Here is a 23,704-nt window from a genome sequence, read left to right on the forward strand (position 1 = left end):
TTAGAGCCGCTTCTTGGCGAAGGCGCGACCGGACGCTGACTTCAAGTACTTCTCGAATGCGACGGCCTGCTTCTCGTTGCTGAATGCGACGTAAGTCTTGAGACGCCAAGGCCCGTATTTCGAGGTGTGGGGCACCTCGCCAGCATTGTGCTTTGCCAGTCTGGTTCGCAGGTCGTCGGTGATCCCGACATAAAAGTGAAGGGAATCGAGGCTCTCAGAATGTAGACGTATTTCACGGCACACTCCCCAGTCGTCGAGGGGGAGCTTACACCCGCGTTCTATCTGATGGGGCCCGGATTCGCCCTTCGGGCTACGCCGCGGTAGCCTTCGCTCACTTCGCTACGATGGAGCGGGGCTGGCTTGCCGAGCCGTAGCTCGCGAAGCGAGCGAAGGCTGGTGGAGCCAGGCGGGATCGAACCGCCGACCTCTTGCATGCCATGCAAGCGCTCTCCCAGCTGAGCTATGGCCCCTTAACCTTAGACGGGGTGAACCTGGTCGATCACCCCGGACCGGCGAGCCTTTCCGACTCGCGCGGTGCACCCTTTTTCACAGATCAGGGCTGATCTCAAGTCTCTTCATCACCTCCGACATCACCAATGATGTCGGTCACGTCCTCATCGCCCTCTTCCTCGTCGGCAATGAAGGTCGAATCGTCGTCATCATCGTCGTCGAGGGTCTCGTCGACCTCGATATCGTCCTCCGATTCGGGCACGACGGCCTTGACCTTGCCGGTGTTCTCCTCGGCATCGGCCTCCTCGAGCGAGACCAATTCCTCGGCCTCTGCCGGCTCCGGCGCGTTGTCCTGTGCCATGTTGCGGGCCTCGGCCCCACGGGGCGCGCGCGCAGGAGCAACCGGGGCGATCGGCACCACTTCGCCGGTATAGGGCGAGATCACCGGATTCTTGTTGAGGTCATAGAACTTCTTGCCCGTGGTCGGGCAAATACGTTTGGTTCCGAGTTCGGACTTGGCCACGGCAGGAATCCTGGGAATGTCTGAAAAGCGGTGCTTCACTTGGCTAGTTGGCGGCCCGCTGTCAATAGCGCATTACGGGAGAACGACATGCCCGTGACGGGGCGCGGACCATGTGATACCTGCGCGCCAGCCCATCGGGCCTATTCAAGGACACAATCTTGACCCATTCCGACCAACCGAGACCGCTCCAGTCTCGCGCCAGCGGGCCCCTGACCGGGAAAGTACGGGTGCCCGGCGACAAGTCGATCTCCCACCGCGCCCTGATCCTGGGCGCGCTCGCGGTCGGCGAGACCAGAATTTCGGGCCTGCTCGAGGGCGAGGACGTCCTCAACACCGCCAAATCGATGCAGGCGCTGGGTGCCAGGGTCGAGCGCACCGGCGATTTCGCCTGGAGGGTCAACGGCGTCGGGGTCGGAGGCTTCGCCCCGCCCAATGCGCCGCTGGATTTCGGCAATTCCGGCACCGGCTGCCGGCTGGTCATGGGCGCCGTGGCCGGCTGCCCGATTTCGGCGGTGTTCGACGGCGATGCCTCGCTGCGCAGCCGTCCCATGCGCCGGATCCTCGATCCATTGGAAAAGATGGGTGCCAAGGTCACCGCGGGCAGCGAGGGCGGGCGCCTGCCGCTGACCCTCCAGGGCGCGGGCGATCCGCTGCCGATCACCTACAAGACCCCGGTCGCCTCGGCCCAGATCAAATCGGCCGTGCTGCTGGCGGGCCTGGCTGCCCCGGGCGTCACCACTGTCATCGAGAGCGAGGCCAGCCGCGACCACACCGAGCTGATGCTGAGGCATTTCGGTGCCGACATCACCTCGGTCCAGGAAGGCCAGCACGGCCGCCGCATCACGCTGGTCGGCCAGCCCGAGCTGCGCGGCGCCAATGTCGTGGTGCCCGCCGATCCCTCGTCGGCCGCCTTCCCGATCGTCGCGGCGCTGATCGTCGAGGGCTCCGATGTCGTGCTGTCCGATGTCATGACCAATCCGCTGCGCACCGGCCTGTTCACCACGCTGCGCGAAATGGGCGCCTCCATCGAGGAGAGCGAAGTGCGGGGCGATGCCGGCGAGCCGATGGCGCAATTGCGCGTGCGCGCCTCGAAACTGCGCGGCGTCGAGGTGCCGCCGGAGCGCGCGCCGTCGATGATCGACGAATATCTGGTGCTGGCGGTGGCGGCGTCGTTCGCCGAAGGCACCACGATCATGCGCGGCCTGCAGGAGCTGCGCGTCAAGGAATCCGATCGCCTGGAGGCGACCGCCGCCATGCTCCGCGTCAACGGTGTCAAGGTCGAGGTCTCCGGCGACGATCTGATCGTCGAGGGCCGCGGCCACGTCCCGGGCGGCGGCACTGTCGCCACCCACATGGACCACCGCATCGCGATGTCCGCGCTGGTGATGGGGTGCGCCTCCGATCAGCCCGTGACCGTCGACGACACCGCCTTCATCGCCACCAGCTTTCCGGATTTCATTCCGATGATGGGTTCGTTAGGGGCCGAGTTCTCATGATCATCGCCATCGACGGGCCCGCGGCCTCGGGCAAGGGGACGCTCGGCAAGCGTCTCGCCCACCATTACGGCTATCGTCATCTCGATACCGGCGTGATCTATCGTGCGGTGGCCTATGCCCTGATGCAGTCAGGGCACGATCTCAACGACGAGGCGGCTGCGGTGCAGGCCGCATTGGAGCTCGATCCCGAAAAGTTCGGCAATCCTGCGCTGAAGACCCAGAAGGCCGGCGAGGGCGCCTCGATCGTCTCGGCAATCCCTCGGGTTCGCGAGGTTCTGGTGAATTTCCAGCGGCAATTCGCCGCCGATCCGCCGGGCGCCGTGCTCGACGGCCGGGATATTGGAACCGTGATCTGCCCCCACGCCGACGTGAAGATCTTCGTGGTCGCCGACCCCAAGGTCCGCGCCCGCCGCCGCACCATGGAGGCCAGGGCGCGGGGCGAGGATGCGGACGAGGCGGCCGTGCTCGCCGACATCCTCCAGCGCGACGAACGCGACAAGAACCGGCCGATTGCGCCTTTAAAACCGGCCCCGGATGCTTACTTGCTAGATAACTCCCAACTGGATATAGAAGGCGGCGTCCGGGCCGCCATCGACATTATCGAGGCTGTCCGAGCGGGCCGGTCGCGGGGTTAAGCCGCCGCCGTCATTGGAGGAAGTGCCCGCTCCCGCTCTTTGAGGTCGATACGCTTCGTCCCGGTTTCGGGACCGGCGCGATCCAGGTTCCGGACAAAGCTTTCAACGTATCGAACGCGCGGGCCTCAGCCGGCCCGCTTCCGCTGTTCTGGTCGCAAGGCCGGGGCAACGAGCGGTCGCTCGAAGGTCTTGCGGACCTTCCGACACTGCGCGCGCGATGCGCCCATGAACCCGACGGCCGGCAAGACATCCGCAACTGGAGAACAAATGGCTTCGACTTCTGCTGATACCTATAGCCCGTCGCGCGACGATTTCGCCGCGATGCTCGACGAGTCCTTCGCAGGCGGCAACCTGCAGGAAAGCTCCGTCGTCAAGGGCAAGGTGGTTGCAATTGAAAAGGACATGGCCGTCATCGACGTCGGCCTGAAGACCGAGGGCCGCGTTGCGCTGCGCGAATTTTCCGGCCCCGGCCGTGACTCTGACCTCAAGGTCGGCGACGAGGTGGAAGTGTTCCTCGATCGTATCGAGAACGCCCTCGGCGAAGCCGTGCTGTCGCGCGACAAGGCGCGCCGCGAAGAGAGCTGGGGCAAGCTGGAGAAGGCGTTCCAGAACAACGAGAAGGTCAACGGCGTCATCTTCAACCAGGTCAAGGGCGGCTTCACCGTCGACCTCGACGGAGCCGTGGCCTTCCTGCCGCGCTCGCAGGTCGACATCCGTCCGATCCGCGACGTTGCGCCGCTGATGAACAACTCGCAGCCGTTCCAGATTCTCAAGATGGACCGACGCCGCGGCAACATCGTGGTGTCCCGCCGCACGGTGCTCGAAGAGACCCGCGCCGAGCAGCGCCAGGAGCTGGTGCAGAACCTCGAAGAGGGTCAGGTCATCGACGGCGTGGTCAAGAACATCACCGACTACGGTGCGTTCGTCGACCTCGGCGGCATTGACGGCCTCCTGCACGTCACCGACATCGCGTGGCGCCGCGTCAACCATCCGACCGAGGTGCTCTCGATCGGCCAGACCGTGAAGGTCAAGATCATCAAGATCAACCACGAGACGCACCGCATCTCGCTGGGCATGAAGCAGCTGCTGGACGATCCGTGGCAGGGCATCGAAGCCAAGTACCCGCTGGGTGCCCGCTTCACCGGCCGCGTCACCAACATCACCGATTACGGTGCGTTCGTCGAGCTCGAGCCGGGCATCGAAGGCCTGATCCACGTCTCCGAGATGTCGTGGACCAAGAAGAACATGCACCCCGGCAAGATCGTGTCGACCTCGCAGGAAGTCGACGTGCAGGTGCTGGAAGTCGATTCCGTCAAGCGCCGCATCTCGCTCGGCCTCAAGCAGACCATGCGCAACCCCTGGGAGGTCTTCGTCGAGAAGCATCCGACCGGTTCGGTTGTCGAGGGCGAGGTCAAGAACAAGACCGAGTTCGGTCTGTTCCTGGGTCTCGAGGGCGACGTCGACGGCATGGTCCACCTCTCCGATCTCGACTGGAAGCTTCCGGGCGAGCAGGTGATCGACAACTACAAGAAGGGCGACATGGTGAAGGCCGTGGTGCTCGATGTGGACGTCGAGAAGGAGCGCATCTCGCTCGGCATCAAGCAGCTCGAAGGCGACCCCTTCGCCGAGCCGGGCGATGTCAAGAAGGGCGCGGTCGTGACCTGCGAAGTGCTCGAAGTGAAGGAGAGCGGTATCGAGGTGAAGATCGCCGGTACCGACTTCACCACCTTCATCAAGCGCTCGGAGCTCGCCCGTGACCGCAACGACCAGCGCGCCGAACGCTTCGCCGTCGGTGAGAAGGTCGATGCCCGCGTGATCCAGTTCGACAAGAAGGCCCGCAAGGTCCAGGTGTCGATCAAGGCGCTCGAAGTCGCCGAAGAAAAGGAAGCCATCGCGCAGTACGGCTCCTCGGATTCGGGTGCGACGCTCGGTGACATCCTCGGCACCGCGCTCAAGAACCGCGACAGCAAGTAAGCGAAACGTCCGTTTTGCTGCATCAAGGCCCCGGCGCAAGCCGGGGCTTTTTTGTTGCGGCATACGCGACTGTCGTCCCGGGGCGCGCGAAGCGCGATCCCGGGACCCATAACCCCAGGGAGGAGTTTGACGAAGACCCGGAGTTGCCAGCTCGCGCGACGACTCCTCCCTGGGGTTATGGATCCCGCCCCCGTGCGCAATTGCGCACTAGGCGGGGATGACGACTGCGTTTGCGGCGACCTGCGCGTCCCCCACGAGGCCTTGTTTTCTTCAAATTGCGCCGCAATTGATGTATCCAGATAGGCCGATGGTCACGCCGTGACGGCACAACGCGCCTGATCTTTCATTTGGAGATATTCCGATGTCGCTCGATTCGGACATCATCGTCGATCGCCGCAGGATTCGCCGCAAGCTGACGTTCTGGCGCGTCATCGCGGCGCTGATCGCGATCGCGGCGATTGCAAGCTTCGCACTGATTGCGACACCCGGTGCACGCGGCACCTTCGCATCGGCCGGCTCGATCGCGCGCGTCCATATCGAGGGATTGATCCGCAGCGATTCCGATCGCACGCAGGCGCTGGAGCGGCTCGAGAATTCGCAGGCCGCCGCCGTCATCGTTCACATCAACTCGCCCGGCGGCACCACGGCCGGGTCCGAGCAGCTCTATGACTCGCTCGTCCGTCTCAAGGCGAAAAAGCCGCTGGTCGTGGTGGTGGAGGGCCTGGCTGCCTCCGGAGGCTACATCACGGCGATTGCAAGCGACCACATCGTCGCCCAACAGAGCTCGCTGGTCGGGTCGATCGGCGTGCTGTTCCAGTACCCCAACGTGACCGAGCTCCTGAAGACCATCGGCGTGAAGGTCGAGGAGGTGAAGTCCTCGCCGCTGAAGGCAGCGCCCAACGGTTTTGAGCCGACCAGTCCCGAGGCGCGCGCCGCGCTCGATGCGCTGGTGAAGGATTCCTATGCCTGGTTCAAGGGAATGGTGAAGGAGCGGCGTGGCATGGATGACACGCAGCTCGAAAAAGTTGCCGACGGCCGCGTCTTCACCGGGCGCCAGGCGATCGATCTCAAGCTGATCGACCAGATCGGCGACGAGAAGACGGCCGTGACCTGGCTGGTCGAGCAGAAGGGCGTCAAGAAGGGGCTTCCCGTGCGCGATTACAAGCTCCAGCCGCGCTTCGGCGACCTGCCGTTCCTGAAGACCGCGGCCGCATTGACGCTAGAAGCGCTCGGTTTGGGGTCGATCGCGCACCAGATCGGGCAAACCGGCGTCGCACAGGCGGTGGATCGGCTCGGAATGGATGGCATGCTGGCCTTGTGGCAGCCGGCTGCGTCCAACTGACCGTCGGCAGGCGAGTTCCAGAGCTTTTTCCCGTCCGGCGCGTGCCGGCGCAGCCTGCTTTTTCGGCATTTGTCACGTATTTTCACGACGCCCAACCTTGATTTAGCGTCTTGACAGATCACGGTATTTTCACGGAAATGGTCATCCGCATGCTTCCGGGTCCTATCTCTCGATGATCAAATCCGAACTTGTTCAGCGTATCGCCGAGCACAACCCGCATCTGTACCAGCGGGATGTCGAGAACATTGTGAATGCGATTCTCGAAGAGATCGTAGCGGCGCTTGCACGCGGAGATCGCGTCGAGCTGCGCGGCTTCGGTGCCTTCTCGGTCAAGCATCGCCCTGCGCGCGCAGGGCGCAATCCACGCACCGGCGCCCATGTGCCCGTCGATCAGAAGAGCGTTCCGTTCTTCAAGACCGGCAAGGAAATGCGCGAGCGGCTGAACCGCGACCATCCGGATCCCGGCGGCGCAGACTGAAGCGCGATGTGAGCGCGCTTGAGGGTTTTTCGCGGTCGCACAGGATGCGGCCGCAAGCTTGATTCAAGGCGAGCGAAGCGAGATGCGAAAGTTCCTGACCGCGCTGATCGTGATTCCGCTGGGCCTGATCCTGGTGGCGTTCGCCGTCGCCAACCGGCATTTCGTCACCGTCTCCTTCGACCCCTTCATTGCCGACGACCCATCGCTGTCGATTACCCTGCCGCTGTTCCTGCTGCTGATCCTGGCGGCGGCCCTGGGCGTCGTCGCGGGCGGCTCCGCCGTCTGGTTCGGCCAGCGGCGCTGGCGGCGCGCGGCGCGCCGGAATGACGCGGAGGCCCGGATTGCCAGGGCCGAACTGGCCGATCTGCGGGCCCAGGCGACCGCGGCGAAGCCGGCGTCCCAGCGCCTTCCCGTTCCCTCCGGGATGGGCCTGTACGGGCCCGTCGGGCGAGACAAGCAGCGCGCGACGTTGTAGAAGCGGCCCCGACCGAAAAGCCCCGTTTTCCGGCCGCGGACCTGCGGCCTCTACCCGCTTTGAGACCATGTCCCTGCTCGTCAAGATCTGCGGCCTGTCCACGCCCGAGACGCTCGAAACGGCGCTCGGCGCCGGCGCCGACATGGTCGGGTTCGTGTTCTTCCCGCCGTCGCCGCGGCACCTGTCCCTGGAGCTCGGCCGCGATCTTGGCCGTCAGGTGCAGCGGCGTGCGCTCAAGGTGGCGCTCACGGTCGATGCCGATGACGCAACGCTCGACAACATCATGGACGCGCTGTCGCCGGACATTTTCCAGCTCCACGGCAAGGAGAGCGTCGCGCGGCTGCGCGACATCAAGCACCGCTTCGGCCGCCCGGTCATGAAGGCGGTGCCGGTCGCAACCTCAGCCGATCTCGCGGTGCTGCCCGGTTACGCCGCCGTCGCCGACCGCATCCTGTTCGACGCGCGCGCGCCGAAGGATGCGACGCGGCCCGGCGGTCTCGGGGAACCGTTCGACTGGCACCTGCTCGAAAACCTCGATCTGAAACTGCCCTACATGGTCTCGGGCGGGCTGCACGCCGACAATCTCGCTGAGGCCCTTCGCGTCACCCGCGCCGGCGGCGTCGACGTGTCCTCCGGTGTCGAGAGCGCCCCCGGCGTGAAAGACCCGGAGATGATCAAGGCCTTCATCCGCGCCGCGCGCGCAAGCAAAGATGCAAGTCAAGAGTTGAGCGTCCGATGAACATCGCCAAGCCAAACTCCTACCGCAGCGGCCCGGACGAGCGCGGCCATTTCGGCATTTTCGGCGGACGCTTCGTCGCCGAAACGCTGATGCCGCTGATCCTCGATCTGGAGAAGGCCTACACCGCGGCCAAGGCTGATCCGGCGTTTCAGGCCGAGATGAACGGCTATCTCAAGAACTATGTCGGCCGGCCCTCGCCGCTCTATTTCGCCGAGCGCCTCACCTCACATCTCGGCGGCGCCAAGATCTACCTCAAGCGTGAAGAGCTCAACCACACCGGCTCGCACAAGGTGAACAACGTGCTCGGCCAGATCATGCTGGCGCGGCGCATGGGCAAGAAGCGCATCATCGCCGAGACCGGCGCGGGTCAGCATGGCGTCGCCACCGCGACGCTGTGCGCGCGCTTCGGCCTCGAATGCGTGGTCTATATGGGCGCCGTCGACGTCGAGCGGCAGCAGCCCAACGTCATCCGCATGGAGATGCTGGGCGCGAAGGTGATGCCGGTGCAGTCGGGCACGCGCACGCTCAAGGACGCCATGAACGAGGCGCTGCGCGACTGGGTCACCAACGTGCACAACACGTTCTATTGCATCGGCACGGTGGCGGGCCCGCATCCCTATCCGACGCTTGTGCGCGATTTCCAGTCGGTCATCGGCGACGAGACCAAGGCGCAGATGCAGGAGATCGAGGGCCGCCTGCCGGATTCGCTGGTCGCCTGCATCGGCGGTGGCTCCAACGCGATGGGCCTGTTCCATCCGTTCCTCGACGATCCCGCGGTCGAAATCTTCGGCGTCGAAGCTGCCGGCCATGGCCTCACCCAGCTGCATGCCGCCTCGATCGCGGGCGGCCGTCCCGGCGTTCTCCACGGCAACCGCACCTATCTCTTGATGGACGCCGACGGCCAGATCCAGGACGCGCATTCGATCTCGGCGGGTCTCGATTATCCCGGCATCGGCCCCGAGCATTCCTGGCTGCACGAGGTCGGCCGCGTGAATTATCTCTCCGCAACCGACGACGAGGCGCTCGCCGCGTTCCAGCTGCTGTCCAAGCTCGAAGGCATCATCCCCGCGCTCGAGCCCGCGCATGCCATTGCCAAGGTGATGGAGCTCGCGCCGAAGCGGCCCAGGGATCACCTGATGGTCGTCAATCTCTCCGGCCGCGGCGACAAGGACGTCCCGCAGGTCGGCGACATCCTGAGGGGCAAGAACAAGTGAGGAGTGTGTCGCACTCTCTTCACCTCTCCCCGTCGGGGAGAGGTCGGCTGCGAAGCAGCCGGGTGAGGGGCCTCTCCGCTTACTCGAACCTCAGTGAGGTCTCGATAAGCTCCAGGACGCCCTCGAGATTCTCGTACACATCGGTGTTCGAAACGCGCAAGACCAGGAAACCACAGGACTCGAGCACCTTGGTTCTGGCTTCGTCACGTTCGATCTGGGACGGGCTGGAATGCGTGACGCCGTCAACCTCTATGATGAGCTTACCGTCCAGCGTCACGAAATCGACCACAAACCGGTCCACCGGATGCTGGCGGCGAAACTTCCAGCGGGCGAGCTGCCGGTTGCGCAGCGCCTGCCAAAGCTTTGCTTCCGCGCTCGTCTGTGACTCGCGGAGCCGTCGCGCTCTCGACTTGAATCGCTCCATCCCCCTCACCCGGCTGCTTCGCAGCCGACCTCTCCCCGGTGGGGAGAGGTATAGCACAGCGGCCGCCGCACTATGACCACGCGTATCGATACCCGTTTCGCCGATCTGAAAAGCCAAGGCCGCGCGGCCTTTGTCACCTATGTGATGGCCGGCGATCCCGATCCGGCGACATCGCTCGAGATCGTCAAGGCGCTGCCGAAGTCCGGCGCCGACGTCATCGAACTCGGCATTCCCTTCACCGATCCGATGGCGGATGGTCCCTCGATCCAGGCTGCAGGCCTGCGTGCGCTCAAGATCGGCATGACCTTGAAGAAGACGCTGGAGCTGGTGCGCGACTTCCGCAAGGACGACAATGTCACGCCGCTGGTGCTGATGGGCTATTACAATCCGATCTACATCTACGGCGTCGACAAGTTTCTGGCCGATGCCAAGACGGCCGGCGTCGACGGCCTGATCATCGTCGATCTGCCGCCGGAGGAAGACGACGAGCTCTGCATTCCCGCGCTGAAGGCGGGGCTGAACTTCATTCGCCTGGCGACCCCGACCACCGACGACAAGCGCCTGCCCGCGGTGCTCGCGAACACATCAGGCTTTGTCTATTACGTCTCGATCGCCGGCATCACCGGTGCAGCAGCGGCGGACGCCAATGCCGTCGGCGAAGCTGTCGCGCGCATCAAGCGGCATACCAGGCTGCCGATCTGCGTCGGTTTCGGCATCCGCACGCCGGAGGCAGCGCGCGCCATTGCCGAGAAGGCGGATGGTTCGGTGGTCGGTACCGCGCTGGTCGATGCGCTCAAGAACAGCCTCGATGCCGAGGGGCGGGCGACCGCCAAAACCGTTAACGCCGTCGCCGAGCTGACGGCCGCCCTGGCCCAGGGCGTCAAGGGCGCACAGCAGGCGGCGGAATAGGCCATAATTCCGCTGTTGGGACGGGCGACACGGCGGCTTGCCGGGCAGATGTCCGGCCGCCATATATCCTTCAGGCGATTCCCAGCGGGATCGCACATCGGAGCAAACCATGAACTGGCTTACCAATGTGGTCCGGCCGAAGATCCGCAACATGCTGCGGCGGGAGACGCCGGAGAACCTGTGGATCAAGTGCCCGGATTCCGGACAGCTCGTGTTCTACAAGGACGTCGAGGCCAACCAGTTCGTCATCCCCGGCTCGAACTACCACATGCGCATGGGCGCGGTGGCGCGTCTCAAGTCGATCTTCGACAACGAGACCTGGTTCGACGTCGCACTGCCCGAGGTCACGCCTGACCCGCTCAAGTTCCGCGACGAGAAGAAATATGTCGACCGCATCAAGGATGCGCGGGCGCGGACCAATCTGAACGACGCGGTCAAGGTCGGCTATGGCAAGCTCGAAGGCGCCGCCGTCGTCGTCGCCGTGCAGGATTTCGACTTCATGGGCGGCTCGCTCGGCATGGCCGCGGGCGAAGCCATCGTGCGCGGGATGGAGCTCGCGGTCGAGAAGAGGTCCCCGTTCATCGTGTTCGCGGCGAGCGGCGGCGCGCGCATGCAGGAAGGCATTTTGTCCTTGATGCAGATGCCGCGCACCACCGTTGCGGTGCAGATGCTGCGCGAGGCAAAGCTGCCCTACATCGTCGTGCTGACCAATCCGACCACCGGCGGGGTCACCGCGTCCTATGCGATGCTCGGCGACGTGCAGATCGCCGAGCCCGGCGCGCTGATCGGTTTTGCCGGCGCGCGCGTGATCGAGCAGACCATCCGCGAGAAGCTGCCTGAAGGTTTCCAGCGCGCCGAGTACCTCAAGGAGCACGGCATGGTCGACATGGTCGTTCATCGCCACGAGCTGCGCCCGACGCTGGCGCGGCTCTGCCGCCTCTTGACCAAGGCGCCGGCGCAGGAAGGTGCATCGAAGTCCGTGCAGCCGGTCGCAAGCCCGGCGCAGATCGTATCGGCCGCCGAGACGGCGCCGGCTGCGCCGCACGCGTGAACGCTTCCCCTGACCGTGCAAAGACACCGCTCGACGAAGTGATCGGGCGGCTGTCGGCCCTGCATCAGAAGCGCATCGATCTCGGCCTGGAGCGGATGCACCGCCTGCTCGAGCGGCTCGGCCACCCCGAACGCAAGCTGCCGCCGGTGATCCACATCGCCGGCACCAACGGCAAGGGCTCGACGCTCGCCTATCTGCGCGCGACGCTGGAGGCTTCAGGCTTGCGCGTCCACGCCTATACCTCGCCCTATCTCGTCCGCATCAACGAATGTTTTCGCCTTGGCCGCGTCGGCGGCGGTGTGCTCGTCGGTGACGACGAGCTGCGTGCCGCGCTGGAAGAAGTCGAACGCGTCAATGCCGGTGAGGCCGCGACCTTGTTCGAGTTGAAGACGGCGGCCGCCTTCCAGCTGTTCGCGCAGAACCCGGCCGAAATCGTGCTGCTCGAAGTCGGCCTCGGCGGCCGGCTCGATTCGACCAATGTGGTCGATCAGCCTGCGGCCTGCGTGATCACGCCCGTCAGCATGGATCACATGGATTTCCTCGGCGAGACGCTGGCCTCGATTGCCGGCGAGAAGGCCGCGATCATCAAGCGCGGCGTGCCCGTGATTTGCGCCGAGCAGATGCCGGAGGCGATGGCCGTGATCGAAGCGCAGGCGAGGCGCATGCGTGCGCCGCTGTTTGCCGCCAACGAGAGCTGGCACGTCAATGTCGAGCGCGGACGTCTGGTCTATTCCGACGACCGCGGCTTGATGGACCTGCCGGCACCGCGTCTGTTCGGCCGCCACCAATTCGCCAATGCCGGGCTCGCGATCGCGACGCTGCGCGCGCTTCCGGACCTGAAGGTCAACCACGCCGCGTTCGAGGCCGGCATCCTCAGTGCCGAATGGCCGGCGCGGATGCAGCGCCTCACCTCGGGCGAGCTGCTGTCCTGGGGTCCGCAGGGCTCGGAGATCTGGCTCGATGGCGGCCACAATGCCGAAGGTGGCCGCGTGGCAGCGGCGGCGGTCGGCGATCTCGAGGAGCGGGTGTCGCGGCCGCTGGTGATCATCGCCGGCATGATGGCCAACAAGGATGCGCAGGGCTTCCTCGCCAATTTCGCCGGCCTCACCCGTCACATCATCGCAGTGCCGATCCCCGACATCGAGAATGCGATGCCGGTCGACCGTCTCGCCGATGCCGCGCGCAGCCTCGGCATGCGCGTCGAGCCCGCCCCTGGCGTCGAAGCCGCTTTGCGCGCCCTGGCGCAGCTCGCCTACGAGCTGCCGCCGCGCATCCTGATCACCGGTTCGCTGTATCTCGCCGGCCACGTGCTGGCGATCAACGGCACGCCTCCTGCATGAATTCTCGTGTCCCGGACGCGCGAAGCGCGAGCCGGGACCCAGAAATGCCGCAACATGGGCCCCGGCTCTGCAGCGCACCACTGCGTGCTGCACTGCGTCCGGGGCACGAGAGTGAGAAATGCCAATGCGCTTTGCCGCGATTGCCGACATCCACGGAAACTACCTCGCGCTTGAGGCCGTGCTCGCCGACATCCGCGCGCTCGGCATCGCCGACATCGTCAATCTCGGCGACATGCTGAGTGGCCCGCTCGATGCGCGCCGCACCATCGAGATCCTGATGCCGCTCGACGCCGTGCACGTGCTCGGCAATCACGACCGTTACTTGCTCGACCGTTCGCCGGAGAAGATGGGCTCGTGGGATCGTCCGGCTCATGCGCAGCTCGATGCCGCCCACCTCGATTGGCTGCGCGCGCAGCCGATGACGCGGGTCTTCCGCGAGCAGGTGTTCCTTTGCCATGCGACGCCCGGCAGCGATGAGGTGTACTGGCTCGACACCGTCCATCCCGACGGCGCGGTGGCGCTGTCGCCGCTCGACCGCATCGAGCAGCTCGCGCAAGGCATCACGCAATCGCTGATCCTGTGCGCCCACACCCATCTCGCCCGCGCGGTGCGCCTGCGCGACGGCCGGCTGATCGTCAATCCCGGCAGCGTCGGCAGCCCCGGCTATCGCGACAAGCATCCGGTCCCGCATGTCGTCGAAGCCGGCACGCCGCACGCGCGCTATGCGATCCTCGAACGCATCGATGGTGCCTGGCAGGTGACCTTCCGGCACGTCGCCTACGATCACGAGGTCATGGCCGCGCTGGCGCGGCGCAACGGTCAGCCGGAGCTGGCGAACGCGCTGGCGACGGGGTGGATCAAGTAGAACCTCTCGTGTCCCGGACAAGGCGCATCGCGCAAGCGATGAGCCGCAGAGCCGAGACCCAGAATGCCGCAACATGGGCCCCGGCTCTGCAGCGCATCGCTGAAGAGGCGCTGCGCTACGTCCGGGGCACGAGACCACGTCACTTCAACAGCTTCATCGGATCGGCCGCCTTCTGCTTCAGCTGCTCGAAGGTGCATTGCCGCGGCGCCTTGTCGGGACGCCAGCGCAGGATCGAGGTGCCGTGGCGAAAACGCTCGCCGCTGAGATGGTCGTAGCAGACCTCGATCACCAGCTTCGGCTTCAGCGGACACCACTTTGCCGAACGCTCGGTCGACCAGCGGCTCGGCCCGCCCGGCGCGTTGCCGGTGAAGCCGGGCTCGCCGATCAGCGCTTCGAGCCGATCGGTCAGAGAAGGCTTCGCCTCAGCCTTGATCGCCGAAGTGAAGCCGACATGGTGCAGCAGGCCGTCATCGTCGTAGAGCCCGAGCAGCAGCGAGCCGACGACGTTCCGGCCGGCGATCTTGTTGGTGGCATAGCGGAAGCCGCCGACCACGCAATCGGCGCTGCGAAATTTCTTGATCTTCTGCATGCCATCGCGATTTCCGCCCTGGTAGGGCAGGTCGATCCGCTTGGCGATGACGCCGTCCGAGCCGCCGCCGGATTGCGCCAGCCATTTGTTTGCCGTGGCGTAGCTCATCGTCGTCGGCGAGAGACGGAAGAGGCTGCCCCTGAGATTGGCTTTCGCAAAGACTTCCAGCGCCGGCCGGCGCTCGCGCAGCGTCTTCTCGGCCAGACCTTTCTCTCTGGATGTCGCGAGCAGATCGAAGATGAGGTAGAGCGCCGGTGTCTCCTGCGAGAGCTTCTTCACGCGGCTTGCCGCCGGATGAATGCGTTGCAGCAGCGCGTCGAAGGAAAAGCTCTTGCCGTGCGGCACGACGATCTCGCCGTCGAGCGTGAAGCGGTCGGCCTTCAGCTCCAAGGCCGCGGCGACGACTTCCGGGAAATAGCGCGCGAGGTCCTCGCCGGATTTGGAGCGCAGATCGACGTTGCTGCCGTTGCGCGCCAGCAGGCAGCGAAAGCCGTCCCATTTCGGCTCGTACTGCCACTCCTTGCCGCGCGGGATCGCGTCGACCGAACGCGCCTCCATCGCCACGAGAGACGTGGGCTTGCGGTCGCGCTTACGGGGAGGAGCAGGCAAGGGCGGGACTCGTCATACGCTGAACACGTCCCATCAACGCAAAACGGCCGGCTTTCGCCGGCCGTTGTCGAAAATAATCTTGCGCCAATAATCCTGCGCCAGTGGATCAGACCGCAGAGGTGATCCACTGCTGCAGCTTCGCCTTGGGCGCAGCGCCGACCTGGCGCGAGGCCATCTCGCCGCCCTTGAAGATCATCAGGGTCGGGATCGACATCACGCCGTACTTGGAGGCGGTCTTCGGGCTCTCGTCGACATTGAGCTTGACGATCTTGACCTTGTCGCCCATCGCGCCGGCGATCTCGTCGAGCGCGGGTGCAATCATGCGGCAGGGGCCGCACCATTCGGCCCAGAAATCGACGACCACGGGGCCGTTCGCCTTGAGCACTTCGGCTTCGAAATCGGCGTCGGAAACCTTGCTAACGGCCATTGGGATTACCTCACTCGGTTGAAAGAGAATCGGCGCGACCTGGAATCGCGCCCGGGATCATGCGGTCAACCTATGAACGGCCCCTTGCCGGGTCAAGGACGCTCACACCGAGATGAAGGGATGCCAGCGCCGCGTCCAGCGCGGGGGCCGAAATCTCCATGTATTCAAGGGCCTCGGTCCAGAGCAGGACGGCCCTAACCGGCTTTTGGGGATAAAGCTGCGACAGCACCGCCCGGTACAGCGCCAGCTGGCGGACATAGGCGGCGGGCGCCTCGCCGGCGCTCTTGGGTGGGCTCTGGTTGGTCTTGAAGTCGACGATCAGGACCTCCTCGGGGCGCACGACCAGCCGGTCGATCTGCCCCGATATCAGGGCCGGGGTGCGGCCCGGCCGCTCCAGCCGGCCGGCAATGGCCACCTCCGCCCGGCTGCCGGCGGCAAAGACCGGCGCAAAGCGCGGGTCCGTGATCAAAGCGAGCACCTTGTCGGCCAGTGCGATGCGGTCGGGCTCCGGCCAGTCCGAGGCGTTGCGCGCCATGAAGGCGAGCGCGGCCTCGCGCCGGCGCTCGCTGGCGATCTCGGGCAGCGATTGCAGCAAACGGTGAACAAGCGTGCCGCGTTGCAGCGCCAGCGCGCGCGACTGCACCGATTCGCCCGGTCGGACGCTGCGGCCCTCCTCGGCAGACTGGCCCGAGGGGCGCACGGAATCCTCGTCGATGGTCTCGCGCGGCGCCGGTGTCCGCAGCCAGTCCGGCAGCGCGATGGTCTGGTGCACCGAGGTCGCCGGCGCGCCCAGCGCCGCGGCATCCTCCGGGCGTGCGAACCGGGTCACCTTGCCGAGCGGCGTCTCGATCACCTGCTTGTCCAGGCCCGAGCCTTTGAGCCCGGTGTCGACGAGGTCGTACCAGCTCAGCTTGCGCACCGTCTTCATATTGCCGGGCATGCAGCCGCCGACGATCAGCCGGTCGGCCGCGCGCGTCATCGCGACATAGAGCAGGCGGCGATATTCGTCCTCGGTCTCCTCCAGCATTGCCTTGCGCGCCTCGGCGACGGGTTTGGGATCATCAGCTTTGCGGCCGGCCCAGACCACGACCTCGCCGCCATTGCCGCGCGGCACATGGATCAGCCGCAGCCGCTGCGAGTCCGCGGGCGAGGACGTGGTGTCGACCATGAACACGACCGAGGCCTCCAGGCCCTTGGCGCCGTGCACGGTCATCACCCGCACCTCGTCGCGCGAGATCTCCATGTCGCGCTTCACCTCGGTGTCGGCCGAGCGCAGCCAGGCCATGAAGCCCTGCAGCGAGGCCGGCGCCTTGCGCTCGTAGTTCAGCGCGAGCTCCAGGAATTCGTCGAGCGCGTCATTGGCCTCGTGGCCGAGCCGACGCAGGATGCGGGCGCGTCCGCCGTCGCCGCCCAGCAGCCAGGCGTAGAACGCGAACGGCGTCTCGTCTCGGGCGCGGATCTCGCAGGCTTCGAGGCGTCGCAGCGCCGTGGCGAATGTCTCGCTTGTGGCCGCATGCTCGCCGAGCGCGCGGCGCAGCGAGCCCTTGCGGTCGTGGGCAAGCGTGAACAAATCGTCGTCATCGAGACCGAACAGCGGGCTCTTCAGCGCCACCGCGAGCGCAAGATCGTCCTGCGGCAGCAGCAGCGCGTCGGCAAGGTTCATCAGGTCGATGATGGCGATGTGCTCGGTGAGCTTGAGTCGGTCGGCACCGGCGACCGGAATGCCGGCGTGCTTCAGTGCCTGGATCACGGCGTCGAATGCATTGCCGCGCCGGCGCACCAGGATCAGCATGTCGCCATAGCGCAGGGGACGACGCTCGCCCTCGTGCCCTGTCAGCGTGCCACCTTCGACCAGCCGCTTGATCTCGGCCTGGATGCGTCGGGAAAGCTTGACCTCGGGGCTGGTCACGGCGACGCCGTCGAACGGCGCGCGCCAGCCCTCGATCTCCTGCCGATCGTCGGCCTCCGCAAGGTCCCACAGCTCGATCACGCTCGGGCCGGCATCGCTGAGCGCGTTGTGCAGGGGATGGCCGATCTCCACCGAGTGGATGCTCTTGTAGATCGCGGGATCGCGGAAGACGTGGTCGACCGAATGCAGGATTGTCGCACCCGAGCGGAACGAATAGGTGAAGGCGACCGGATCGAATTTCAGCCCGGCCGCTGTGAACTTGCGATGCAGCTCGCGCCGTCGTGCGTCGAACTCGTGGGGAGCCGCGCCCTGGAACGAGAAGATCGACTGCTTCTCGTCGCCGACGGCGAAGATGGTGCGGTTCAGCCCCTCGCGCGCGCCTTCGCCGGCGGTGAACTCGGAAATGATGTGCGCGACGATGTCCCATTGCCGCGGGCTGGTATCCTGGGCTTCGTCGATCAACACGTGATCGACGCCGCGGTCGAGCTTGTAATGCACCCAGCCCGAGGCGATGCGGTCCAGCATCGCCAGCGTCTTGTCGATGAGGTCGTCGTAGTCGAGCAGGCCGCGCTCCTGCTTCTCGCGGCGGTAATTCGCGGCGGCCGCGGTCGCGATATGCAGCAGGGCCGCGGTGCGGTCGCGAACCGTCACGGCGCGACGCTTCTCGATCAGCCCTGCAAGGCGCTGCGCCTCGGCTTCGAACAGGCGGGCCACGGACGGATTGTGATCGCAGAACTTCTTGGTCAGCACCGCCTTGCGCGGCAGCTTGTCGTCGGTGAGAAACACGGACAGATAGGCATCGACCTGGTCGCTGCCGGAAAACACCTTGGCGGCGCGCAGCCGCGCTGCCTGGTCATTGTCGGATTTGCTGCCGTCCTCCAGCGCGAAGGCAATGTCGTCCCAGCGCGCGCGCGGCAGGAACGGGCCATCGAGAATCTCCGTCTCGACGGCCTCGATCCGATCGCTCGTGTCGACGCCCAGCACCGAAGCCATCTGCGCGGCAGCGGCTTCCGCGTTGCCGGCCTCGTCGGTCCAGGCCATGAAATGATCGCGGCTGAGGCACGCCTCGCGCACGACCTCCTTGAAGGTGACATCGGCGGCGCTCGCCATCGCCGTCAGCAGCGCGCGGCCGGTGACGCTGTCAGGATCACGCGCGGCCTCCAGCAGCACCTTCAGATTGGCGCGCTCCATCATGTCGGTCTGGTCGCGCTCGTCGATCACGGCAAAGCGCGCGGGAACGTTGGCCTCGAACGGAAATTGCTGGAGCAGGCGGGTGCACAGCGCGTGGATGGTCTGCACCTTCAGCCCGCCCGGCGTCTCCAGCGCGCAGGCGAACAGCTTTCGCGCTTCACGGCACAGCTTTGCGTTGGGGTGCGGAATGCCAACTGCGATAATCGCCTTCTTGAGCGCATCATCGTCCAGCGTCACCCAATGACCGAGCGTGGTGAACACGCGCTCGGCCATGTTGGCGGCGGCGGCCTTGGTGAAGGTGATGCAGAGGATTTTTTCCGGCGGCACGCCCGACAGCAAGAGGCGGATCACGCGCTGCACCAGCACATGCGTCTTGCCCGAGCCCGCATTGGCCGAGACGAAGGCCGATGCAGTCGGATCGGAGGCACGCGCCTGCCGCGCGCGCACCTCGTCAGGGATGGGACGCGGCGCCTTCACCATTCCTCGATCCCCAATCCGCCGGCCGCGGACCATTCCTTGATCCGGGCAAGGTCGTCATAGGTGCCGTAGCGGTTCGCCCACATCGGCAGGTTCAGCGAGGTATAGGGCTGGTTCTCGTCCTCGAAGGCGCGGATCAGCGCTTCCAGCTTGGCTCGCGCTTCTGCGGCCGCGGTGTCCGGCGGCTGCGGCTCGTCGCCCGGCTTGAACTTGAGCTCGAGGATGCGCTCCTCGCCCGGCGGGTTGTTGCCGCTGAGGCGGACATAGACGAGCTGGCTCACGGAGGCGCCGGCGTCGATATCAGGGAAGCCGCCCTCGCGCAGGATCGCAGCTTCCAGCGTCAGCTGCGGCGACAGGCCCATGCGGACCTGCTTGCCGGTTGGCGGCTGACCGGTCTTGTAGTCGAGGATGGCATAGAAGCCGCCCTGGCGGCGCTCGATGCGGTCGGCGCGCGCCGAGAGGCGGAAGCTGCGCTGAGGATCAAGCATGATCGAGATCTCGCCACGGGTCTCCGCGACGATCGCCTCGATCGCCTCGCGCCGCGCCGTCTCCCATTCGCCGAACCAGCGCGCGATGCGCTGGAAGCGCGGCCACCACAGCGCCCTTGCCTCGGGCCGCTCCATCAGCGGCGCAAAATGCTTCTCGCCGATCGCGCGCAGCATCCGCGCGGGATCGTCCGGCAGACGCGTCGCATAGCTTTCCGTGAATTCGCCGATGGCATCGTGAATCGCCGAACCGCGATCGGCGGCCGAGAGCGGCATGTCGACGGGATCGAGCGCATCGAGCCGCAAGATACGTTTGGCGTAGATCGTGTAGGGATCGCGCAGCCAATCTTCGATCTCGGTGACGGACATCTTGAGCGGCCGTGTCGCGCGCGGCGGCCGGGGCTCGGGCTGCTTGATCGGTTTCACCTCGGCGGGCTGGTCGAGCGCCGCAGCGAACTGCACGTATGTCTCACCGCCGCGAATGGCCGCCTTCCAGAGCTCGTCGCCGGCCACCGCCTCCAGCCGATGCAGGAAGCGCGAGGCCACCGCCGGCGCGCCGCCGGCCTTGGCGGCGTGGGTGAGGATCACCTCGTCGCCACCGAGCAATTGCGCGAAGTCATGGGCGGAGAGGCCGATACGGCGTTCCGGCAGATCGAGGCCGAGCTCGTGCCGCATCGGCCGGCTGAGCCAGGGATCGATGCGCGGCGCCGGCGGCCAGACACCTTCGATCAGGCCGCCGATGATGACGCGGTCGGCCTGCATCAGGCGCGATTCCAGGGGGCCGTAGATCTGCAAGCGTGCGCCCGGCCTGTCGCGCCGCCGCACCGCGCGATCGCCGAACGCGGTCTGGAAGACGTCCGCGTAGTCCGCTAGCTGCACCAGCAATCCGCTGGTTGTGCCGCCGCGCAGGAGATCGTCGAACGCGCCGGCGAGCGCAAGACCATCGCGATCCTCGAAGGCGAGCGGGATGCCCTGCTCGTCGCGCGACAGCTCGATCATGATCTCGCGATGCCGATGCGCGAGCTCGGCGAAGTCGTAGGGCCTCGCGGGCGGCAGGCTCTCGATCGGCGCCAAGGCTTTTTGCAGGGCATCGACCAGAGCCTGGATGCGATCGAGATCCTCGGCTTTCAGGCGCGCCCGCGGCTCGGCGCGATGCAGCGCGGAGACCTCGCTGCGCCACAGCTTCGCCAGCTCCTCGCGGAAGCGGTTGAATTCGCGCAGGAGGCCGGCCGTGCCCGCAGGCGGCCGCGTGCCGCGCAGCACCGCGAGCTCCAGGCTCTCGATTGCCATCTTCCACGCGCCCGGCGCGCGGCCGAGCCGGCACAGTGGATGCTTCAGCATCGCCAGCAGCGTCGGCGGCTCCAGGCCCTTGGTCGCCGCCTCTGCCGCGAGGCGCGCAAACGAGCCGGCGGAGGTTTCCATCAGCACGTCGCCGCCGGAATCGTCGAAGGCGAGATCCCATCGCGTCAGCGCCGCCATCACCCGCCGCGCCAGCGCGCGGTCGGGCGTCACCAGCGCCGCGGATTTGTCGAGATGGCGCGCCTCGCGCATCGCGATGGCGATGGCGAGCGCTTCCATCTCGGGATTGGGCGCTTCGACCACCGCGAGGTTCTGCATGCCGCCCGCGATCTTCGCGGCGACATCAGGCTGCTTCAGCCGGTCGTGCCAGACCTCGGTCTTGGCGGACGGCCGCATCGATTCCGATGCAAGGATGTCGCGGCCGCCCTCGGCTGGCGGGTGGAGAATCTCGACGTCGCTGCGCTTGATGCCAAAGCGATCGAGCAGCGCATGCATCGCATATTGCGGATGGTTCGACGCCGGATGCTCCGCGAACTTGCCAAGCGAGTCGCGCACGCCGCCGATGCTGCGCCAGGCGTCGTCGTCGAGATCGGTGTCGAGGCCCGGCAGCACCACGGCGCCATGCGGCAGCAATGCGACCGCGCGCAGGAATTTTGCCGTGGCCGGCATCGATCCGGTCGAGCCGGCCGCGATCACGGGGCCATGCGGATGCGCGGTCAGCCGTTTGGCTTCCGCTTCGATCAGTTGGTCGCGCCGCGCCGCGGGCTCGATCCGCTTGATCTCGGCGAGATGAGCGGGCCAGGCGATGCGGGCGATGCGCAGGAATTCGAGCGAGTGCTGCCAGTAGCGGTCGAGGTTGTCAGGCACCAGCCCATCGAGCGCGCTCCAGTCGACGCCGCGCGTCACCATGTCGTCGATCAGGCGCGCGAGATCGGAAGCCAGCGCCAGCGTCGAGGCGGGGCCGCCGACCACCAGCGGCGCCAGCACCGGGCCCTTGGCCCAGGCGGCGACGAGCTGCGCCAGCGTCAGCCGCCGTTCGAGCTCGCCCAGGCGCGGCGGAATGTCGAGCGGCGCGGTCCCGGAAAACTGTTCGCTCTCGCCCGCGAAAGCGAGCTCGTCCTCGTCGATATCGCCGAGCGCGACGATGCGCGGCAGCACCACGGCATCCGCCTTCATCTCGTTGAGGAAGATCTCGCGGACGACGCGCATCGCGCGCCGCGTCGGCAGATACAGCGTGGCGTCCGCCAGCCGCGCCGGTTCCTTGCGCGCCTCGAACCCCTCGACCAGCCGCCCATCGAGCAGGGCCGTGACGACCGTGCGCAGGAACGGAACTGAGATGGGAACGCTGAAAACGCGCATGGGCTGCCTGATTCGAAGGATCAGGCAATATAGGGAGACGGGGTCAAATGGTCATGGGTATGGGCGAGTAGTCCCCGCTGTTCGTGCGACCAGCACAGGTCTCGTAGGGTGGGCAAAGCGAAGCGTGCCCACGCATTTTTTGCGGTCGACAGAGATGGTGGGCACGGCGCAAGGGCGCCTTTGCCCACCCTACGGCACCGTGCCTGGAGCGCCCCTACGCCACGCTCTCCAAAAACGCCTCTTCCGCGGCGTGCACGGCATCGGGCGTGCCGACATGCATCCAGACGCCGTCGAGGCGCAGGCCGAACAGCCGTTCCTGCTCGTTGGCGCGATCGAACATTTTCGTCAGCGAGAATTCGCCCTTGGGCGCGTCGGCAAAGATCGCCGGCGACATGATCGCCGCGCCGGCATAGACGAACGGAACGACCTCCTTCTCCTTGCGCTTGCGCAAGGCGCCGTCCGGCAGCATGCCGTAATCGCCGCGGCCGCCATAGCCGATGCTGGTCGCGGTCGGCGCCATCAGGAGCAGGATGTCCATGCGATCAGGATCGAAGTTTTCGGCGAGCCGCGTCAGGTTCGAGCGCACGCCGTCGATCCACAGCGTGTCGGAATTGACATGGAAGAACGGCGCATCGCCGAGCAGCGGCAGCGCCTTGACGACGCCGCCGCCGGTGCCGAGCACCTGGTCGCGTTCGTCCGAGATAGTGACATGCGGAAGCTGACGCGATGCGACGTGGTCGATGATCTGGTCCGGCAGGTAATGCACGTTGACCACCGCCTCAGTCACGCCGGCCTGGCCGAGCTTGTCGAGCACGTGGTCGAGCAGGGGCTGGCCCGCGACCGGCACCATCGGCTTCGGCATCCTGTCCGTCAGGGGGCGCATGCGCAGGCCAAATCCTGCGGCGAGCACCATGGCTTTGGTCGGTTTGACGGACATCCTTCGCCTTCTCAGACCTTTCGCGTTCGCAGCAATCCTAACACGAGGCTCGATCTGCCGCACCGCATCTCGACCGCCTTAACCACCCGCCGTGACGGTTGTACGACGGGTGTTGCCGTCACGCCCCAACGGCTGTGGAACGGACCTTCTTCTTCTTGTCGCCCACTTTCAGGAAATTGACGCCGATCTGGTCGCCATTGACCCAGGCCAGTTCGCAACGCCGGTACGCGAGCCCCGTGGACGACAGCAGGAGAAAGAATTCCTTCAAATGCAGGCCTTCGACCGAGCCGTCGATGGTCAGCTTGGCGCCGGTCTCGGAGACGTCCTCCATGGTGCAGTCGCGCCGCCAGGTGCCGTCGATTCCCATCATCTGGGCCGAAAACCCGCGCTCGAAAATAACCCGGCTATTTCCGCGCTGATCCGCTTTCGCTGCCATCTGCCCCGCTCCAGCCCCGTAATTTCCGGCTGCCTCGGCGCCAGAGTAGCGACATCTTGGCTAACGGCCGG

General features: G+C 66.0%; 20 protein-coding genes, 1 tRNA gene and 1 pseudogene. 12 read left to right on the forward strand and 10 right to left on the reverse strand.

Going from position 1 to position 23,704, the window contains the following annotated elements; translation table 11 throughout:
- The 3 genes and pseudogenes from ACNJYD_RS01435 to ACNJYD_RS01445 all read right to left on the reverse strand — a co-directional run bounded on the left by ACNJYD_RS01435 (position 1) and on the right by ACNJYD_RS01445 (position 973).
- Positions 1–236: pseudogene (locus ACNJYD_RS01435) on the reverse strand (GIY-YIG nuclease family protein).
- A gap of 158 nt (positions 237–394) precedes the next feature.
- Positions 395–470 (reverse strand) — tRNA-Ala (locus ACNJYD_RS01440).
- A gap of 95 nt (positions 471–565) precedes the next feature.
- Complete coding sequence (locus tag ACNJYD_RS01445; RefSeq protein ID WP_172788606.1) at positions 566–973, reverse strand: TIGR02300 family protein; 408 nt, start codon at positions 971–973, stop codon at positions 566–568.
- Positions 974–1,131: 158 nt separating this feature from the next.
- Between ACNJYD_RS01445 and aroA the strand changes: the two genes are divergently transcribed.
- The 8 genes from aroA (at position 1,132) to trpB (ending at position 9,326) form a co-directional block, all read left to right on the forward strand.
- Positions 1,132–2,469: a 3-phosphoshikimate 1-carboxyvinyltransferase gene (gene aroA, locus ACNJYD_RS01450; protein ID WP_439365134.1), complete on the forward strand. Its 1,338-nt coding sequence runs from the start codon at positions 1,132–1,134 to the stop codon at positions 2,467–2,469.
- Entirely contained in the window at positions 2,466–3,104 is a 639-nt protein-coding gene (gene cmk / locus ACNJYD_RS01455; protein ID WP_172788604.1) for a (d)CMP kinase, read from the forward strand. Before aroA ends, cmk begins: the two co-directional genes overlap by 4 nt.
- A 267-nt stretch (positions 3,105–3,371) precedes the next feature.
- A complete protein-coding gene (gene rpsA / locus ACNJYD_RS01460) occupies positions 3,372–5,078 on the forward strand; it encodes a 30S ribosomal protein S1 (RefSeq protein ID WP_172788603.1) in 1,707 nt (568 codons plus the stop codon).
- Between the two features lie 361 nt (positions 5,079–5,439).
- A complete protein-coding gene (sppA, locus tag ACNJYD_RS01465; protein WP_260381533.1) occupies positions 5,440–6,420 on the forward strand; it encodes a signal peptide peptidase SppA in 981 nt (326 codons plus the stop codon).
- Positions 6,421–6,592: 172 nt separating this feature from the next.
- On the forward strand, positions 6,593–6,898 hold the full coding sequence (locus ACNJYD_RS01470; RefSeq protein ID WP_124162406.1) for an integration host factor subunit beta: 306 nt from the start codon (positions 6,593–6,595) through the stop codon (positions 6,896–6,898).
- 82 nt (positions 6,899–6,980) lie between these two features.
- Complete coding sequence (locus tag ACNJYD_RS01475) at positions 6,981–7,373, forward strand: lipopolysaccharide assembly protein LapA domain-containing protein (RefSeq protein ID WP_212257926.1); 393 nt, start codon at positions 6,981–6,983, stop codon at positions 7,371–7,373.
- A gap of 67 nt (positions 7,374–7,440) precedes the next feature.
- A complete protein-coding gene (locus tag ACNJYD_RS01480) occupies positions 7,441–8,112 on the forward strand; it encodes a phosphoribosylanthranilate isomerase (RefSeq protein WP_439365135.1) in 672 nt (223 codons plus the stop codon).
- Positions 8,109–9,326, forward strand: a complete 1,218-nt coding sequence (gene trpB / locus ACNJYD_RS01485; protein WP_439365136.1) for a tryptophan synthase subunit beta — start codon at positions 8,109–8,111, stop codon at positions 9,324–9,326. Before ACNJYD_RS01480 ends, trpB begins: the two co-directional genes overlap by 4 nt.
- Before the next feature lie 79 nt (positions 9,327–9,405).
- Here trpB and ACNJYD_RS01490 read toward each other — a convergent pair whose 3' ends face one another.
- Entirely contained in the window at positions 9,406–9,750 is a 345-nt protein-coding gene (locus ACNJYD_RS01490) for an endonuclease domain-containing protein (protein WP_439365137.1), read from the reverse strand.
- Positions 9,751–9,822: 72 nt separating this feature from the next.
- Between ACNJYD_RS01490 and trpA the strand changes: the two genes are divergently transcribed.
- The 4 genes from trpA (at position 9,823) to ACNJYD_RS01510 (ending at position 13,915) form a co-directional block, all read left to right on the forward strand.
- On the forward strand, positions 9,823–10,659 hold the full coding sequence (trpA, locus tag ACNJYD_RS01495; protein ID WP_172788598.1) for a tryptophan synthase subunit alpha: 837 nt from the start codon (positions 9,823–9,825) through the stop codon (positions 10,657–10,659).
- A gap of 109 nt (positions 10,660–10,768) precedes the next feature.
- Positions 10,769–11,710 carry an acetyl-CoA carboxylase, carboxyltransferase subunit beta gene (accD, locus tag ACNJYD_RS01500; protein ID WP_172788597.1) on the forward strand — a complete coding sequence of 314 codons (942 nt, stop codon included), beginning with the start codon at positions 10,769–10,771 and terminating at the stop codon, positions 11,708–11,710.
- Positions 11,707–13,050, forward strand: a complete 1,344-nt coding sequence (locus ACNJYD_RS01505) for a bifunctional folylpolyglutamate synthase/dihydrofolate synthase (RefSeq protein ID WP_439365138.1) — start codon at positions 11,707–11,709, stop codon at positions 13,048–13,050. The genes accD and ACNJYD_RS01505 overlap by 4 nt, the downstream gene beginning before the upstream one ends.
- Before the next feature lie 124 nt (positions 13,051–13,174).
- On the forward strand, positions 13,175–13,915 hold the full coding sequence (locus ACNJYD_RS01510) for a metallophosphoesterase family protein (RefSeq protein WP_439367563.1): 741 nt from the start codon (positions 13,175–13,177) through the stop codon (positions 13,913–13,915).
- Between the two features lie 139 nt (positions 13,916–14,054).
- Here the strand turns inward: ACNJYD_RS01510 and ACNJYD_RS01515 are convergent, their stop codons facing one another.
- The 6 genes from ACNJYD_RS01515 to ACNJYD_RS01540 all read right to left on the reverse strand — a co-directional run bounded on the left by ACNJYD_RS01515 (position 14,055) and on the right by ACNJYD_RS01540 (position 23,633).
- Positions 14,055–15,062 carry an ATP-dependent DNA ligase gene (locus ACNJYD_RS01515; protein ID WP_439367564.1) on the reverse strand — a complete coding sequence of 336 codons (1,008 nt, stop codon included), beginning with the start codon at positions 15,060–15,062 and terminating at the stop codon, positions 14,055–14,057.
- A gap of 157 nt (positions 15,063–15,219) precedes the next feature.
- Complete coding sequence (gene trxA / locus ACNJYD_RS01520) at positions 15,220–15,540, reverse strand: thioredoxin (RefSeq protein ID WP_008540017.1); 321 nt, start codon at positions 15,538–15,540, stop codon at positions 15,220–15,222.
- A gap of 70 nt (positions 15,541–15,610) precedes the next feature.
- A complete protein-coding gene (addA, locus tag ACNJYD_RS01525) occupies positions 15,611–19,120 on the reverse strand; it encodes a double-strand break repair helicase AddA (RefSeq protein WP_439365139.1) in 3,510 nt (1,169 codons plus the stop codon).
- A complete protein-coding gene (gene addB / locus ACNJYD_RS01530) occupies positions 19,114–22,260 on the reverse strand; it encodes a double-strand break repair protein AddB (RefSeq protein ID WP_439365140.1) in 3,147 nt (1,048 codons plus the stop codon). The genes addA and addB overlap by 7 nt, the downstream gene beginning before the upstream one ends.
- Positions 22,261–22,474: 214 nt before the next feature.
- Complete coding sequence (locus tag ACNJYD_RS01535) at positions 22,475–23,197, reverse strand: nucleotidyltransferase family protein (protein WP_172788593.1); 723 nt, start codon at positions 23,195–23,197, stop codon at positions 22,475–22,477.
- 118 nt (positions 23,198–23,315) lie between these two features.
- Positions 23,316–23,633: a PilZ domain-containing protein gene (locus tag ACNJYD_RS01540; protein ID WP_036009083.1), complete on the reverse strand. Its 318-nt coding sequence runs from the start codon at positions 23,631–23,633 to the stop codon at positions 23,316–23,318.
- Between the last annotated feature and the right edge of the window lie 71 nt (positions 23,634–23,704).

The sequence above is a fragment of the Bradyrhizobium sp. SPXBL-02 genome, from assembly GCF_051853065.1.
Lineage (GTDB): Bacteria > Pseudomonadota > Alphaproteobacteria > Rhizobiales > Xanthobacteraceae > Bradyrhizobium.